Origin of the sequence: Microbispora sp. NPDC088329, assembly GCF_040685655.1 — a bacterium.
Taxonomy (GTDB): domain Bacteria; phylum Actinomycetota; class Actinomycetes; order Streptosporangiales; family Streptosporangiaceae; genus Microbispora.
In genome coordinates, this window is sequence record NZ_JBFBIP010000033.1 from 23,770 (window position 1) to 40,121 (window position 16,352).

Genomic DNA, 16,352 nt, shown 5'->3' on the forward strand with positions numbered 1-16,352 from the left:
TCTACGGCCCCGTCGCCGAGACTGGAAGGAGTAAGAGTGCGATCAGTTCCGGCGCAGGTCACAAGCGCGAGGAGAAATGTTCGAACGGCATCGCCACCTGCCGAAGTTCTATGGCCGTTCGCTCCAATCGCGACAGGGCCTCATCGTCATGGAGCAGCCAGCCACCTGCCTGCAAGCCAATATCGCCATAGTCGTGCACAAGAGCCGTGCACCGGTCGAAAAGCAGGAAGTCGAACAGCTCGTCGTCGGGAAGACTCCTTACAGGATCGCAGGGTACGACCTCGATGTTCTCCCCCATCTCCGCGCGGATGCGATACGCCAGCATCTCATAGCGCAGATATATGGTGAGCGGCTCTTGTACGAGGCGAATCCTCGCGTACTCGATGCCCCGTTCTCGGATGTCATCATAGAGCGGCTTGTCCGCCTCCGCCTCTTTTCGCAGCAGGTTTACTGCCTGGTCCGCGTCGCCTCGGTAGTAGGCTTCCTGAGATCGGTTGCGCCCCGGCTCATGGTACGACTGCCAGCATTCGACCTTGAGGAAACGCCGTTCGAGGCTCGACCACGCCGCCGCGAAGCGCTCACCGAACTCTTCGAGATCGAGCCGCTCACCGGCCTTCGTAACCCATTGTGGAGGATACATCTAGCTGTCCGGGATATCCTTCTTCGCTGCCAGAAGAGTTGCGCGGGATATTTGGACGATACGCTCATCCGGACCACAACGAGCGTCTCGCATGGGCTGAAGGCCGATTCGTTCCGTAATATCCGTTCCGATCACGGCGAAAGTTCCATCGTCCAGTTCAAGGATATCTGGAGACCCACTCACGGATGTCGTATCACCACGCGCAACAGGAGTGGCACCGAGTCGCCGGACAGCCCTCATCGCTTCCTCGCCTTCGATTGACAGCCGTGCCGTACCGATATCATCTCACCAGCACACTGACAAGACTCAACCTTATCGATCCCCATCAACGCACCATTTAAGGACATTCCGATAGAGAGCGCGTCGTTCCGGAAATCCCGCCGTTGCGTCTACAAACCAGACTTCACATGACCCGCAAGAGCCCGGCCGAGGAACGAAGTAACCCGTGATCGCATGGTCAAGACCCACTCGGTTGGAAAGGGCTTCCACCGGAGGGAAGGAAACCACCTCAGGCCACGTCGGACACCCTTGGCGGTCGCTCGATCACTGCATGTAACCTCCTGGCCATGACAACCATCAATCGGGGGACGCTCCTGGAGCTGGTCCGCAACCGGCCCCTGCTCGCGGCGGAACTCCTCGGAGACGCTCTCGCCGCCGGCGACGGTGAGCCGATCGACAAAGGGACACTCCTGTGGCGACTCCCCCGGCCGGAACCCGCGGGCACCGACGAGCCGACGCTCACCTCCCGCTACCGCGAGATCATGACCGAGGCACGCCGGTCCCGCGCGCGTGTGGCAGAGGTCCTGTCCGAGGACCTGATCCCGTTCCTGCGTGCCCGCATCGACGAGGGCCTGGACCAGGCGCACAAAGCCACCGACGCCGGGGAGCCCGGTTGGCACAAGGCGGAGCGGGATCTGACCGCGAAGCGGGACCGCGTGGATTTCCTGGAGTCCGTGCTCGTCCACGAGCTCTATCTGGCGATCGAGGAGCACGCCCAGGCGGAGCACCTGCTGAGGCTGGAGGCCGCCGCGTACAACTGGCACACCGACTACCAGGACGACTGGCGCCCCTGAGACGACGCCCGATCTCCTGCTCCGCCCGCCGCTCGGGCGAGCGAAGCAGAGCCCCGCAGGGACGACGACGGCGTCTCAAGGCCGGGGGTTGGTTGTAAGCGGCCCGGCGAGCAGCACATACTGGAGGTAATGAAGCCAGCCAGCGGCGCGTCCCGCCGTCACCTGCCCACCAGTCCCTTCAAGCCCCCGCCTCCCGCCCCACCTGTCGAGCAGTTCAGTGTGAACGACCAGGTGACCCACGATCGGTACGGTCTCGGCGTGGTCCTCGACGTCGAGGATGGGGTTGCTGTGATCGTCGATTTCCGATCGCAGCAGGAACGAATCACGACCCCGTACAAAAAGCTGCACAAGCTCTGAGAGACAACGCCCCGAGGGAAGCGCGTCGCGAGAGTACAACTCCGTCGGCGACACGTCGGCGGGCGTCCACGCCCCGGCGCCCTCCCTCGCGGCCAGGACCCGGATCTTCATCCGCCCTCGCCGGAAGCCCACCTGCCCCAAATGGGGCAGCGGCGCTGACCGCATCGACGAGGTGCACCATGACGGAGCGTCTGCCCCCGGACATGAATCGGGGCCCGCGCTGTCGAGCGCGGACCCCGAATCAGTCTGCCTGGGTCAGACGAGCACGATGTTCTCGGCCTGGGGGCCCTTCTGGCCCTGGGTGATGTCGAACGACACCTTCTGGCCCTCGTGCAGCTCGCGGTAACCACGAGCGGCGATGTTGGAGTAGTGGGCGAAGACGTCCGGGCCGCCGCCCTCCTGCTCGATGAAGCCGAAGCCCTTTTCCGCGTTGAACCACTTCACGGTTCCGACAGCCATGTTGAATCTCCTTGAACAGGGACCGAACCGGAATCCGCACTGCACGGATTCCGCGTCGCCGTGAGGCCCCTCCGGAGAATGCCGGGAAAAACAAATGCGCCTGAAGGTTACATCCCGTCAGGCGCACACAAGTTTCATGGGTACCACAACTGCAACGCCGTAAACCGTATCACATGCCTGGGGTGACGAGACACCCGGCGGAAGCTGGATCTCCTCGCCGCCGAAGAGCCCGATCCACGTCAAACCCCGCGGACGCCGAGGCGTGCCGTAGCAGATGACACGCAATGCGTCACTGGGATTACAGGGCACAGCGCACACCCGCGAGGCGTACGGGGGAAACGATGCCAGAGCCGACATCCCCGGGAACGGGACCGCTGTCGCCGGAACGGCTCACCGCCGAAGGCGCTGAGCGCTCTGAGCGAAAGAGCCGATGTCCGAGGGTCGTCGATCGTCCAGCAGGATGTGCAAAAGGAGGAGTAGTCCCGGGCGGTCGCCTTGGGTTTCCTCTCCCGATCAACCGTACTGCGAAACCGTCACCGGGCAGTTCGTGATCTCAATCGAGCGTGAGCCCGCCGAGGCTTGTGTCAGGCTCCGGCGACAAAGGCCAGGATGCCCTCTGCCGCATCCCTCAGGTGCTCGAAATGACGGTGCGCGCCTTCGACGGCGACAGGCACGTTGACGTTCCACACGGTCATCCCGGCGCGGAGGCCGGCCTGTACGCCGGAAGGAGCGTCCTCGACGACAAGGCACTGTTCGGGTGCGGCACCGAGCCGCTGCGCGGCCAGCAGGTAGGGGGCGGGGGACGGCTTGCCCTGCTCAGTCGCCGCCGCGTCCACGATGACCTCAGGTACGGGCAACCCGGTGCGGGCGAAGCGCCCGCGAATTCTATGGGCGTAGTTCGAGGTCACCAGCGCCCACGAGCCCGGCGGCAGACCGTACAGCAGCTCCGGCGCACCGTCGAAAGCGGTGTAGACGCCCGACCGCACGTCCTCGTCCTCCAGCTCGTGCAGGGTGGCCAGGCAGGCATGAGGATCCCGGTCCGGCGCGACGGCGGCGAAGGTCTCCACCGGCCGGGTCCGCAGCGCGACACGGTAGACCTCCTCGGGATCCAGACCGCACCGCACCGCCCATGCCGCCCAAACGCGCCGCTGGTTGTCCAGGGCATCGATGAGAGTGCCGTCAACGTCGAAGAAGACCCATCTCCTGGCGGCCGGAGTCTGTGGGACCACGGGCATACCGCGATCATGCCATCGGACTGTCGGTCCGGCCGCCGGGAGAACCGTTCGCGAGCTCCTCGGAGGCAGGACTGGTTGTCAGTAAACCGCCCCGGCTGCGGTGGAGATCCAGTCCGTGGTGTCCGTTCACACGCCCACGGCATACGAGGTGGCGAGTGTACCTCGCCGGGGTGCCGGCGTCATGACCGAAAGTTGTCATATCCGTCGCATCTTATCGATTCCGAATGGACGTGGGAGCTGTCGGCCGACTCCGCGGCGATGCCCATAACCGCAATTGAGACGGTCCACAGGACGACTCTTCTCGGCGGCGAACCATCGATTACGCATTTCAACGGGCATACCTGAAAAAGATTCGCTATTCACCGGCACCCCTCTCACCGGCGAGAAGTGGCCGACTGTGGCCAGTCGGGAACTTGCCGTAAGTGGCCTATTTACATCTATTCGTCGACCAGTCACCATATGACCGTGGCCACACCCCCTCGCTGATCAGCGGCCGGCACCGAAAAGGTCTACCGAGATTGTCATCCAACGCAATTTGGCATCCGCTCGCGCCCACACGCGAGAAGAGGGCGCCCCGGGTGGTGCAATCACAGAGATTCCGCACGGCCGGCGATCCCGAATTCGTTGTGGCATAACGCCACATCAGAAGGAATGACACCGTGAGAATGACGCGAAGTTTACGGGCCGCCGTGTGCGCGGTGGCGGCCGGTGCAATGCTGATGGCCGGGACAGGGACGGCGTTCGCCGCGCCCGGGGTCACCCCGGCGGACGTGACCCTGAACCTGGCCCCCGGCGGATCGACGACGATCACCAAGACCGTGTCCACTCCGGCGGTCCCGCCCAAGCCGGATATCGCGTTCCTGATCGACACAACGGGAAGCATGGGCGGGGTCATCTCGAACGTGCGGACCAATGCGAACACCATCTTGTCCACCGTCGCTTCCGCGCAGCCGGACGCGCAGTTCGCGGTCGCCGAATACAAGGACATGGGGGACACGACGCCGTTCCGGGTGGCGCAGAACCTCACCGCCGACCAGACCGACGTCACCAACGGTCTCAACTCGCTGGTCGCCTCGGGCGGCGGCGACATCCCCGAGGACGGCATCAACGGTCTGTTCCAGGTCGCATCGGGGGCGGTCGGCTTCCGGCCGAACAGCACCCGGATCGTGCTGCTGATCGGAGACGCCCCCAGCCATGACCCCAGCAACGGCCACACGCTGGCCAATGCGATCAGTGCCCTGCAGGCAGCCGACATCACCGTGCTCGCGTTCGACCTGTCCGGGCTGAACTCGAGCGGCCAGGCGACCGCGATCACCAACGCCACGGGTGGACAGCTGTTCTCCGGCCTCAACGCCTCGCAGGTCAGCGACACCATCCTGGACGCCCTGCACAACCTGCCGGTCACGGTCACCCACCAACTGCGCGACTGCGATGCGAACCTGTCGGTGTCCCTGACCCCCGGCAGCCGGGCGGTGACCAGCGGCGACGACGCCACCTTCACCGAGAACGTCTCCGTCGGCGCCGGAGCCGCACCGGGAAGCACCCTCACCTGCAAGGTGGACTTCCTGCTCAATGGCGTCCTGTCACCGGGCTTCACCGAAACGATCACCGAACACGTCCCCAAGGTGACCCCATCGATCGCCACGACGCCATCGGGTCAGGCACCCGCGGGCGGGAACGTCTCGGACACAGCGACCCTGACCGGTGGGTACCACCCGACGGGCACCGTCACGTTCAAGCTGTTCGCCCCCGGTGACACCGACTGCACGACGCCCATCGAGACGCGTACCGGGACGGTGTCGGGCAGCGGCACCGCCGCGTCCGGGAACATCGCCGCGGGCGGGGTGGGCACCTACCGGTGGGTGGCCTCCTACAGCGGCGACGACGCCAACAACCCGGTCACCTCCCCGTGCGGCGATGAAGAGGTCGAGGTCGTCAAGGCCACCCCGGGCATCGCCACCACCCCGTCGGGGTCCGTGCCGGCCGGTGGCGCCGTGTCCGACACCGCCACCGTCTCCGGCGGGTTCCACCCCACCGGTAACGTCAAATTCCAGCTGTACGCCCCCGGTGACACCGACTGCACGACGCCCATCGAGACTCGCACCGACGACCTGTCCGGCAGCGGCACCGCCGCGTCCGGCAACGTGACCATCGGCGCGGCCGGCACCTACCGGTGGACCGCCACCTACAGCGGCGACGCCAACAACAACTCCGTCACCTCGCCGTGCAGCGACGAACAGGTCACCGTCACGCCGCAGAAGCTGACCGGACGGGCCTACGGCCTGACCGCCAGCGCCGCCCTGGCCGGCATCCAGCTGGTCAACATCGCACGCACCCCCGACACCGGCCCCGTCTCCACCACCTCGACCGGCGCCACCTCGGTGCCCTGCACCGCCAGCCTCAGCGGACTGATCAGCGCGCACGCCCTGTGCGCCAAGGTCGCCACCACCGAGTTCCCCGGCAAGTCCGTGGCCACCGCCTCCATCGACGACACCAGCATCGGAATCACGGGCATCCCGGTGATCACCGTCGGGGCCATCAAGTCCAGCTCGACCACCACCTGCGACGGCTCCGCCGGAACCACCACCATCGCCTCCCTCAAGGTCGGCAACACGGTGGTCATCGCAGCACCCACCAACGTCCAGCCGAACACCACGGTCAACGTCGGCGTCGTCAAGCTCGTCCTCAACGAGCAGACCTCGTTCACCACCCCCGACAAGGGCCTGACCGTCAACGCCGTCCACGTCACCGTCGACGCCCTCGGCCTGGCCAAGACGAACGTCGTCCTGGCCTCCGCCGAAAGCGACATCGGCAACTGCCCATGACCCAACCCACCTGAACGGATCAACCCCCGAGGCCGGGCGGAACACCACAGTTCCGCCCGGCCTCGGCCGCGCTTCAGGCGCCCTCCGGGGATGCTCAGGCACCCGTACTACGAATTGCGGCGGGTTCACGCGGCGGGGCAGCGGTGGGCGGCGTCGCGGTTCGGGGAGCAGCAGACCACGGCGCAGGTGACGAACCGGCCGCCGCGCAGCCAGATGCCCCACTGCACGTCGACTCCGGCGATCAGGGCCTCCCCCGCGTTCTCCAGGCGCAGGCCGAGCCCGATGCGCGCCTCGTCGTCCGGCCGGAGGAACTGCGGCTCGGCCGTGCGGTAGCGCTCGGTCAGCCAGGCCAACGCCTCCCCCACCGACCCCGGCGAGGCGTCGATGCGGTTGCGCGGCCTGAGCAGCCAGTCACACGTACGCATCGGCGGCAGCGGCGAGGCCAGGAACGGCCCGGGGTCACCGGACGGCGGGGGCGGCCGGCGTTCGGCCTCGTTGCGCCGGTCGTCGCCCACTCCCGTCCAGGAGTAGCAGTGCAGATGCATCAGGCCCCTCGGACGTGGTCGTTACAGTGGGGGTGCGGTCCCTGCCTGCTATCACCGGGCAGGGGCCGCACCCGGCCTCGTCGAGGCGGCTACAGGTTGGCGGTCATACCGGCGGCGCGGAGCTCGTCGCCGGTGAAGCGGAGCGTCCCGGCGTTCGGGTTCTTGCTGTCACGCAGGGCGAAAGCGTCCGCCGCGCCCGGGATCGGAGCGATCTCGACGCAGCTCTCCTGCTCCTCCTCCTGCTGGTTGCCGCCGCACAGCCGGCGGAAGCGCACTCCGGCCAGGTCGCGCTCGTACAGGTCGGTCATCTCGTCTCTCTTCCTCTCTCGATCTGTCCCCGCCTCGTGTGGGCGGGTTTCGTGCAGCGGGCGGCCTGCCGCGAAACCCCCTCAGGCGTACGGCAGGCCGCCCAGACCCCGCCTCTCGGCGGGGGGCTTTTATCGGGCCTGGCCGGCCAGCAGGCGGCGCCACCACGCGTACGCCTCCTCGCGCCGCCACCACCGCGCCGTCCAGGAGACGGGCGGCACGTCGCGGCGGGCCCAGATCGCGGTGGGCGCGGCACGGCGGCAGAACTGGTAGACGCCGCCGCAGCGGACCAGTTCGTAGGAGGTCATCTGGCAGGCGCAGGTGTGGGCGACGACCCGGCCGCGCCCGAGGCTCTCCTCGATCCACCACAGCTCCGTACGGCCGGGGCGCGGCACGGCCGGATGCGGGGACACGTCCGGACAGTCCTCGTCGTCGTCCTCTTCCTCGGCGGCGAGGTCGAGCACCGCGGCGGACGCGCTCACCCGGCCGTCCCCTCGGCGATGCCCTCCTGCACGGCGATCGCCTGGCACAGCTCCACCAGATCGTCGGCGTCGACCGTCCGGTGCGCGCCCGCCTCCTCCACGGCCGAGGGGAACGGCCGCTCACGCGTCGCCCACAACCGCCCGGCATCGCTCCGCATGATCCGCCACCCGGCGAACACCGGACGGGCGACGGCAACAGCCCTACTCTGTGTCATGGGTCAGGACCACCATCCTGATCAAGGGGCTCGTACGGCGGTTCCAGCGCCTACGAGCCCCGCCCTTCTGCTTGTAACCCTCAGTGTCGCGACGGACACCGAACGGAAAGAGAGCCAGAAGAGTTAACGCACCATGAGGGCCGTGACCTGGTATTTCAACCAGCGAAACACCTCGGAGTTAGCAGTAACAGATCCACTACTTAGAGTGATATACGCTGGCCGTGTACTCGTTCGTCCCCCGAGGTGGATCTCGCCATGAACCGACGTACAGATCCAAGCCGCCAGCAGCGCGCCCATCGCTCCCAGCAACTTCGGGCGCGCGGACTGACATGGGACCAGATCGCGGCCGTTTGGGAGACAGACCGCCCCGAGATCGGCCCGCGGGTCGCCCTTCGCTGGGCGCACAATCTGAGCCATCAGGAGGTAGCGGACCGCTGGAACTCGCTCGATCTCGGCGAGCCGACGATGGTCAAGGCTCGCATCTACCAGTTCGAGCACTGGCCTGCGAAGGGGCGTCGGCCCAGTCTTTCGGCCCTGCACACGCTCGCCCGCATTTACCAGGTTCACGCACGTCGCCTGCTCAACGACGCCGAATATGCGCTGTACGGCTCGCAGGACCGGCAGGAAATCGTCCGGATCGACTACCGGCGGCTCGACGAAAACTTTCACGGGAATGTCCTCGCGTACGGCGAAGATCCGCAGTTTCCGGGAACCGCTGAGGTATCTCATCCGGCCACATTGCACATGCGCGACCGCCGTCCCCTATCGCCACAAGAACAGCTCGAACTCTACGCTAGGGAGTCCTCCCACATTCTCGGCAAGGCAGAGTGCAGCAACGTGGGTTCATCAACGATCGAGCGGCTGAACGGGGACCTTCAGCGCATTGCGGTCGATTACCTGAAGGTCCCGACCGGTCCTCTCCTCCGTGACGTACGGCGTGTCCGCGACGAAGCGCTTCGGCTGCTGGAAGGCCATCAACCGCTGAGATATCGCAAGGACCTCTACCTGGTTGCCGGCTGGGCCATGACGCTTCTCGCGTGGATCAGCACTGACCTGGGGAGACCCGGTGCGGCGATCAGTCATGCCCAGGCCGCCTGGCATTTCGCCGAAGAGACGGGGCACGATGACCTTCGCGCCTGGATTTGCAAGTCGCAGCAGGTGACCGCCTATTGGGGCCAGCGCAAGGTGGAAGCCGTACGTCACGCCGAGCGTGGGCTCGGGTACGCCCAGCGTTCGGGTGGAGAAACCGAGCTGATGCTCGCCAGCACGCTCGCCCTCGATTACGCACGGCTCGGACGGCCAGACGATGCCCGGAGACTGTTGCACCGTGCTCAAGAGATCCATTCGGAAGCTACAGTGCACTCCCCTGGAGGGCCACTGAGCTGTTCCTCGGAGCGGGCCTTGAGCTACTGGGCCGATACCTACCTGGTGCTGAGCGATCCCGACAGCGCGTTGACCATGGCCAGTCGCTCCCTGGTGATCTCTCAGAGGCGGCCGATACCGGAGCGCAATCTCGGCACCGAACGGATGACGGCGTTACACGTCGTCCGTGCCCACATCGACGCTGGGGCCTTAGACGGAGCGAGCGAGGCCCTACGCCCGGTGCTGGAGACACCGGCGGAACTGCGGGCCGCGCCTCTCCTACTCAAGCTCGACGAGATAGCGAACCGCGTGCCAGCCAGGGGCCCCGGAAAGGAGATCCAAGAGGGAATCAAGGCGTTCCGGTCCGAGAGCCGAGCACCTCTGGGAGGGTGATCTCGTGGCGGAAACCGAGGAGCGGACGCGTAATCACTGGTGGTGGCGCCCAGGCTGGCGGCAAGGCCGGTCGTTCTACACCTGGCACTTCCTTGTCGGCGAGCAACCCGCCCTGCACGAGTTCGCGGCGCGGCTGCGCCCCCACCTCGAAGAGACGGGCGTCCTCGATCCCATCCCGTTGGAGTGGCTGCACATGACTTTGCAGGGGGTGGGCTTCACGGACGAGGTGAGCGACGAAGACCTGATCGCGATCGGTACGGCGGTTGACGAGCACCTGGCCGACTTTCGGCCTATCTCGGTAGAACTGGGTCCGGTGGTCGCAGACGCCGAAGGCGTACACCTTCCAGTGCGGCCGGTCGAAGCCGTGGCCGCCGTTCGCCGATGCATCCGCGAGAGCATCGCCGAGGTGTGGGGCAAGAACCATGTGCCCGAGGCTGGAAACCGCTTTTATCCGCACGTCAGCCTCGCCTATGCCAACACCTCTGGATCGCCCTTGGCTTCGATCCGGGAAACCCTCAGCCGGCATACCGAGGTCGTACCCATGACCCTCACACGCATCTCGCTCATCGAGCTGAACCGAGACGAGGGCATGTACCAATGGAGGGTCCTCAAAGCACCGCCGCTGGGCGGTTGATGTTGTCAGACCTCCGCCGTCCTCGGACCGCCCGCCGAAGTCGCAGCACAGTACGACCACAGTAGGAAGGGGCAACAGTGACCACGAACGAGGGCGGTCGCAGGCTATACCCGGCTGGAGAACTTGATTATCCGGTACCGCCCGGGGAAACCCTGCGGGAGATTCTCGAAGAGCAGGGCATCACTCGACACGAACTGGCCTCTCGTGCCGGACTACCCCTTCAATATGTCGATCAGCTCATCGACGGGCTGGTTCCGCTCCGACCAGTGGTCGCAGTAGCTCTGGAGCGAGTAACCGGCACCCCCGCAAGGCTTTGGAATCGGCTTGAGGCCGACTATCAGGCAAAACGATCCGTGAAACATCGCCCATGAGCCGGGACGCGGGGTAGAACCAGCCCCTACCAGAGCGGGCTGATAATCCAGGGCATGCCAGGCGCACCGGACGGCGAGCGTTCCAGGCAGACCAGAGACTCACACCTATCCTCTGCCGACGCAGCCGGGGCAGGGAGTCCAGCCCTCGGCTCGGGCCTCCGCTTCGGACATCTGCAGGACGTTATGCAGGCGGTTGCCCTGGCTTGCGCTGCCGAGTCTGCCCGCCAGCCACATCGGGCATTCCTCGCTGGCGTGGTAACGGTCGCTACCTCTTGTGGTGATCACCTCGGGAAGACCGGTCATCCGTCGCTCCCCTCTCGTGAGTGCCAAGGTGGGTAGGGCAGGAACGATCCTGCCTCACCCACGGTCACTGGTCGAGAGAGCCCGTCTCGACGCGGCAGACGCCGTACGGTCCGTTGGACTTCGCCTCCTGGACGGTCTTCCCGTCAACCTTGATACGGCACTTCACGACACCTGCGGTGTCGGCGTTCTGCACCCACAACGACACGGTCAGCGTGTCCTCGGGCGCCTGCATGGTGTCGAATCCGACGTTGTAGGTGACGTTGCCGACCGCGCCGGCGCCTTCAACTTCGACGATCACCACGCGGTTGTGGGCGGCATGCCGGCTCCTGTGAGTGCAGCGTGTGCGTCGAATTGATCCGTAGACGCAATGCTGGCTCCGATGATGTTCGCGACAATACCACCGAAGACGAGCACCCAATAAATGATCCACAGGATGGTGAGGATCCAACCGAGGACGAGGCCTGCGGTCGCCATACCGCGGCCGTCGGTGTGGTCGCGGCGAATCTGCCCTATCGCAACGTGACCGAAAATCACCGCGAGAATGCTGGTAAAGCCACAGGTGATGAAACCGGTAAGACCGAGGACCAGGCTGGCCACGGCCAAACCGTTGGTCCTGCGCGGCGGCGGGATGAGCGGGTAGCCAGGCTGAAGGGGGTAGCCGGGCTGCACAGGGTAGCCAGGCTGGGAGGGATAGTTACCGTACGGCCCCTGCTGATAGGTCATGGTTCAACTCCGGGATTACTGTTCTATTCCGACCAATTTGACAGCTCACCCGCAGAGTCGGCTTACCCGCTTGGCGCTTTGTGACCTGATCGTTAACGCTTGTGCATCTCCCGCCCACCGCACGGCAAGCAACGGGAAATCACAAGAGGAATAGAACCGGACCTTACAGCCGAATTCGAGGTCACTGGAGAGTTAGCTCCGCGCCGCGAGTCCGCGTTTCGGCGTCTGACAGGTCGCCATAACCTCCCAGCGCTTCAGCGCTAACATGCCGCATCGCTCCGGCAACTTACCAGCTCGTGTGGTCATCGTCGTCTTGAGTGCAGCCTTGAAGTAGAGCTGGGCTGTTTGGACCACTCACGCACTCCTTCAGAACAACGGTGGCGGAGTGCCGCCGGATTGCTTGGAGGTGCGGGCGGGCTTGACCGGCTTAGGCTTGGCGGGCTTCTTCTTGTCGTGGAGACCCTTGGCGACCTCTTCGGCGTAGCGCTCGTGGTTGAGTTCGAGTAGCAGGTCCACGAACTCGCGCTGCGCGTAGGGGCCGACCGTGTAGCGGGTCTCCCGGCCGCCCACCGCGTGGAAGCCGTGATCGAGCTTGTCGAGCATGTCGTCCCAGCCGTAGGCCCGGCAGACCGCCGCGTCGATCTCGCGGTGAATGCGGCGCAGCTCGACGATGTCCTCGTCCTGGCATGCCAAGTCGTTGACCAGGTTGTACGTCGCCGTCAGGCCAGCCTGTCGAGCCAGCATCAGCTCCCGCCGGTACGTGTCGAGCCGATCGCCTAGCTCCCGCATCTCCTCGGTCAGCGGAGGCAGGGGAAGGGTCTCGAACACATCCGACGGCGTGTAGCGGACTCGTGTTTCAAGGGTCGAGGCCCGAGTAAGTGTCCACCAGTAATGCGGCGTGCTCGACAGCAATGCCAGCATCGCCGTGTCATCCGTCGCGAAGACACCGAGGGCGTGCATGAACACCTGGCCGGTCGGCACGAGTACCGGCATAACAGTCTTCGTGTGAAGAACGATCACAATCACTCGGTGAAGCGCAGCAATAGCGCTGCCAAGCTCTGGCCGCCGACGTGTGTAGAGCCACCATTGTTCGCGATCGAGTTTTGCTCGCAGTTTGTCGCGTTCCGGCTTTACCAATCGACGCACACGGCCATAGCATTCGGGATAAGTTTGCGCTACAGCCTCGGGCCAGTCGTGGAAGTTGATCACCCATCGACTCGCACTATGATCTGGACGAGACGAGACGTCATGACCGTTGACGAAGGGGAATAGGACGTCAGCGTAACGAGGATCGACTGCAATCAATTTTTGCGCCTCAGTCGATTCAAGAGTGAACCCGATCCCATCTATCTTGACACCCTGGGAGACAAAATAAGAGCTGGCGAGCCGATGCGGGTTACCAGACAGACGCGTCTCGGGTTCAAGTGATGGTCTGATACGCCTCACTGATACGCCATCGGCAACTCGTTCAGCCTGCTCAGTGAGCTGCCCCCTGCTGGTCCAGACGGCACAGTACTCCAAAACCGCACTTCTCGAAGGCCAAGGCTTGCTCTTGATGGACCGCCGAAGGGTGACTCCGCTCTCCAAGAGCTGATCAAGACCGACCTCACGGGTGTCGCCCTGCGCGAGGGTATTCGTCGCAATCAGCCCCGTTTGACCGTTCACATTGAGTAGATCGTGAGCACGAAGCACGAAATAGGCGACCATGTCGGCGTTGCCCTTCGTACCGTGGGCGACAGCAGATACAAGGTGTTCACGATAGGCGGGTCCGCTCGATCCGCTAATTTTGGAGCCGCCTAGGAAGGGTGGGTTGCCGATGATGGCGTCGAAACCTGCACCGGCCTTACCCGAGCGGACCGGGGCGTCGACCGACTCACTCGAACCGGCGACGGGCTTCTCCTCGAAGACTTCGGGGAACACGAGCGGCCAATGCACCGGCCGGCGGTCGAAGGTACCGGGGACCTGGTCGGTGGCCAGCCACTCCTTCCGGGCCTCTTCGGCCGCCGGCCAACTGCCGGGCTCACCGCGAACGACGGCGCTGGCGAGGTGGGCCGCCTGCAGTGACGCCCGGTCGAAGCCACGAAGCTTGCCGATTTCCGGGTCCGCCGTCGGATCGCTGATCTTGCCCTGTTCCACCGCGTACTTCAGCGACGCCCCCACCAGCAGGTCGGCGAAGAGCCGATGCTGGCGGGTCTCGCTGTCGATCTCGAAGAGGATGCTGCGCTTCTTGTTCAGCGCGTCGATCCCGTTCTCCTCCACGGAGATGTCGACGAGGCGCCGCCGCTTGTCGGCGGTGCCGCGCACCATCCGCTGCACGTCCGCCGTGAAGTCGAGCGCCGAGTCCTTGAACAGCTTGCGCCCGCGCGACGGCACGAGATGCATGTACTCAAGCTGCTCCAGTGACGTGATGCCGAGCAGCGCGTCGCCGACCACGAGGCGGTCGTCCACGAAGGTGAACGGCCGGGAGGAGTCCATCGACACCAGCCACAGCGACAGCTTGGCCATCTCGACGGCCATGGGGTTGATGTCCACCCCATAGAGACAGTGCTCGATGACCTGCCGCCGGGCCTCGATGACGACCGGGTCGGCGTCGGCGTCGGCCGTACGGTCCTCGGCGGTCTCCAGGTAGGCGGCGGCCTCCTCGCGGCCCTCCTGCGACCACGCCTCGACCAGCCGCTCCCCCAGGTAACGCGCGGCGGCCACGAGGAACGCAGCCGAGCCCATGGCGATGTCGGCGATCTTCAGGCCGCGGTGGCCGTCGCCGCCGATGATCTCGGCCGAGCTGCGCAGTTTCCACTGCGACCGGTCGGCCGTCTGCAACGGGCCGGGCGAGTAGACCAGCGGCTCCAGGGCGTTCTTGACCACGTCCTCGGCCAGGAATTTCGGCGTGTAGTGGGTGCCGGTGTTCTTGCGCAGGGCCGACTCGGTGACGTACAACGCGCCGGGCAGGATGACCACGGGCAGGCCGCGCAGGTCGTCGCGGAGCAGCCCGGCGTACGGCAGCAGCCGCCGCGCCAGATCCGCATCGCCGCCGGTGACGGCGAGCAACCTGCGCGTGGCCTCCAGCGAGCCGGCCTCGTCGAGCGGCGCGAGCCGCTTGCGCAGCGCGGCCAGGCTGCCGATGCCCGAGTCCTTGTACTTCTCCGCCAGCCTCTCGGCCAGGTCACCGGAAGCGTTCCGGGCCAGCGCCTCCAGGTCGTGGAGCTCGACCTCCTCCTCGCGGCCGGGCTTGCCGACCAGGCCGACGACCACGTCGGCCGCGCGGAAGCCGTCGAAGGACAGCAGGCCCTCGTACACGTAGCCGATCTGCTCGACGTCGAGCATGCGGAAGCTGAGCCTGCGCCGCTCGCGGTTCCTGCCACTGCCGACCTCGACGTACTGCACGGCGCGCAGCATGTGCATGACCGTGCGGTCGTCGATCGTGAGCGGCATCCAGGCGTGCGCGTCGGGGTCGAACAACGACCCGTCGTGGGCGTGCATGGTGAGGCGCGGGTGCTCGACCCCGCTGTGCACGGCGCGGAACAACGCGAGCAGGCGGTGCCAGGCGGCGTGGCTGTTCTCCAGCTCCTCCTCGCTGCCCTCGATCGCGCGCTGCTCCAGCTCGGCGCACAGGCGCCCGGCCGAGTACGCCGTGGCGTACACCTTGTTGTCGGACGGCAGCAGGCCGCGTTCCTCGGCGAACAACAGGAAGACGACGCGCATCATGACCGAGACGGCGCCGCGGTAGACCTCGTGCGCGGTGACATCGCCGGGCACGCCGGCCCGGCCGATGGCGGCGACGAGCAACTCGACGGCCTGGCGCACCTGCACGCCGAGGGCCTCGGTGATGTCCTCCTGGCTGTCGAGGCTGGCCTTGAGCAGCGCCGGAAGACGCTGGGAGTCGGGGAACGAGAAGAACCGGTCGAAGCCCAGCAACGACACGAACGCGCGCAGCACGTCGCGCTCGGCGGCCTCCGGCCACGGGATCGCGTCGAACGTGGCCGTAGTGGTCACGCCGCCGCGCGGCGCCCACACCAGCGTCCACCAGCGGCCGTCGGTGACCAGGCCGAGCTCCACGCCGTGGTGGCGGCACAGCTGCGCCATCCGGTCGGCGGGAGTGGCGGCCCACTTGGCGTGCTTCATGCGGGCCGTCGGGTGCCCACTGGTGATCATGCCGAGCAGCCGTACGGTGTCGGGCTTGGGCTGGTGGCCCGGCACGGCCAGCGCGAACGCGGGCGTGATCGTGGTGTCGTGCTCGGGCACGTCGACGGCCAGGTGGTCCAGCCCGCCGATGTGCACGGAATCGTCCCAGCGCAACAGGCCGCGCAGCACGTGCTCGATCCAGGCGCGGCCGTCGCCGCCCTGCTGCCAGGCGGTGTGGGCGAGGCGGAGCCTGTCCCGCTGCTGCTTGCCGACCGCGTCGAGGGCCGGCCAGGTGGCGCGCAGCACG

16 protein-coding genes are annotated in these 16,352 nt (G+C 66.0%); 6 read left to right on the plus strand and 10 right to left on the minus strand.

Features of this window, described 5'->3' with window-relative positions; genetic code table 11:
- Positions 1-58: 58 nt before the first annotated feature.
- Positions 59-640 (minus strand): DUF6879 family protein, encoded by a 582-nt coding sequence (locus AB0O28_RS37165; protein WP_363647284.1) that lies wholly within the window; start codon positions 638-640, stop codon positions 59-61.
- 566 nt (positions 641-1,206) lie between these two features.
- Between AB0O28_RS37165 and AB0O28_RS37170 the strand changes: the two genes are divergently transcribed.
- A complete protein-coding gene (locus tag AB0O28_RS37170) occupies positions 1,207-1,713 on the plus strand; it encodes a hypothetical protein (RefSeq protein ID WP_363647285.1) in 507 nt (168 codons plus the stop codon).
- Between the two features lie 129 nt (positions 1,714-1,842).
- Positions 1,843-2,070: a hypothetical protein gene (locus tag AB0O28_RS37175; protein WP_363647286.1), complete on the plus strand. Its 228-nt coding sequence runs from the start codon at positions 1,843-1,845 to the stop codon at positions 2,068-2,070.
- Positions 2,071-2,325: 255 nt separating this feature from the next.
- On the opposite strand, the gene AB0O28_RS37180 is transcribed toward AB0O28_RS37175, so the two are convergent.
- Positions 2,326-2,529: a cold-shock protein gene (locus tag AB0O28_RS37180; protein WP_363647287.1), complete on the minus strand. Its 204-nt coding sequence runs from the start codon at positions 2,527-2,529 to the stop codon at positions 2,326-2,328.
- 584 nt (positions 2,530-3,113) lie between these two features.
- A complete protein-coding gene (locus tag AB0O28_RS37185; RefSeq protein WP_363647288.1) occupies positions 3,114-3,764 on the minus strand; it encodes an HAD-IA family hydrolase in 651 nt (216 codons plus the stop codon).
- Positions 3,765-4,429: 665 nt separating this feature from the next.
- On the opposite strand from AB0O28_RS37185, the gene AB0O28_RS37190 reads away from it, so the two are divergent.
- Complete coding sequence (locus tag AB0O28_RS37190) at positions 4,430-6,589, plus strand: vWA domain-containing protein (RefSeq protein WP_363647289.1); 2,160 nt, start codon at positions 4,430-4,432, stop codon at positions 6,587-6,589.
- Positions 6,590-6,714: 125 nt separating this feature from the next.
- Here the strand turns inward: AB0O28_RS37190 and AB0O28_RS37195 are convergent, their stop codons facing one another.
- The 4 genes from AB0O28_RS37195 to AB0O28_RS37210 all read right to left on the minus strand — a co-directional run bounded on the left by AB0O28_RS37195 (position 6,715) and on the right by AB0O28_RS37210 (position 8,137).
- On the minus strand, positions 6,715-7,134 hold the full coding sequence (locus AB0O28_RS37195) for a hypothetical protein (RefSeq protein ID WP_363647290.1): 420 nt from the start codon (positions 7,132-7,134) through the stop codon (positions 6,715-6,717).
- 89 nt (positions 7,135-7,223) lie between these two features.
- A complete protein-coding gene (locus AB0O28_RS37200) occupies positions 7,224-7,442 on the minus strand; it encodes a DUF397 domain-containing protein (protein ID WP_363647291.1) in 219 nt (72 codons plus the stop codon).
- Between the two features lie 129 nt (positions 7,443-7,571).
- Entirely contained in the window at positions 7,572-7,922 is a 351-nt protein-coding gene (locus AB0O28_RS37205) for a hypothetical protein (protein ID WP_363647292.1), read from the minus strand.
- Entirely contained in the window at positions 7,919-8,137 is a 219-nt protein-coding gene (locus tag AB0O28_RS37210; protein ID WP_363647293.1) for a hypothetical protein, read from the minus strand. The genes AB0O28_RS37205 and AB0O28_RS37210 overlap by 4 nt, the downstream gene beginning before the upstream one ends.
- A gap of 255 nt (positions 8,138-8,392) precedes the next feature.
- On the opposite strand from AB0O28_RS37210, the gene AB0O28_RS37215 reads away from it, so the two are divergent.
- The 3 genes from AB0O28_RS37215 (at position 8,393) to AB0O28_RS37225 (ending at position 10,897) form a co-directional block, all read left to right on the plus strand.
- Positions 8,393-9,892 carry a tetratricopeptide repeat protein gene (locus AB0O28_RS37215; protein WP_363647294.1) on the plus strand — a complete coding sequence of 500 codons (1,500 nt, stop codon included), beginning with the start codon at positions 8,393-8,395 and terminating at the stop codon, positions 9,890-9,892.
- A gap of 4 nt (positions 9,893-9,896) precedes the next feature.
- Positions 9,897-10,526 (plus strand): 2'-5' RNA ligase family protein, encoded by a 630-nt coding sequence (locus AB0O28_RS37220; protein WP_363647295.1) that lies wholly within the window; start codon positions 9,897-9,899, stop codon positions 10,524-10,526.
- A gap of 77 nt (positions 10,527-10,603) precedes the next feature.
- The gene (locus AB0O28_RS37225; protein ID WP_363647296.1) at positions 10,604-10,897 is read left to right on the plus strand and encodes a helix-turn-helix domain-containing protein; all 294 of its coding nucleotides are present in this window, start codon (positions 10,604-10,606) and stop codon (positions 10,895-10,897) included.
- Positions 10,898-11,264: 367 nt separating this feature from the next.
- On the opposite strand, the gene AB0O28_RS37230 is transcribed toward AB0O28_RS37225, so the two are convergent.
- The 3 genes from AB0O28_RS37230 to AB0O28_RS37240 form a co-directional block, all read right to left on the minus strand.
- Positions 11,265-11,498, minus strand: coding sequence for a hypothetical protein (locus AB0O28_RS37230; RefSeq protein ID WP_363647297.1), 234 nt, complete (start codon positions 11,496-11,498; stop codon positions 11,265-11,267).
- Positions 11,495-11,923, minus strand: a complete 429-nt coding sequence (locus AB0O28_RS37235) for a DUF4190 domain-containing protein (RefSeq protein ID WP_363647298.1) — start codon at positions 11,921-11,923, stop codon at positions 11,495-11,497. Before AB0O28_RS37235 ends, AB0O28_RS37230 begins: the two co-directional genes overlap by 4 nt.
- 366 nt (positions 11,924-12,289) lie before the next feature.
- Positions 12,290-16,351: a DNA methyltransferase gene (locus AB0O28_RS37240; protein WP_363647299.1), complete on the minus strand. Its 4,062-nt coding sequence runs from the start codon at positions 16,349-16,351 to the stop codon at positions 12,290-12,292.
- Position 16,352: the final 1 nt, after the last annotated feature.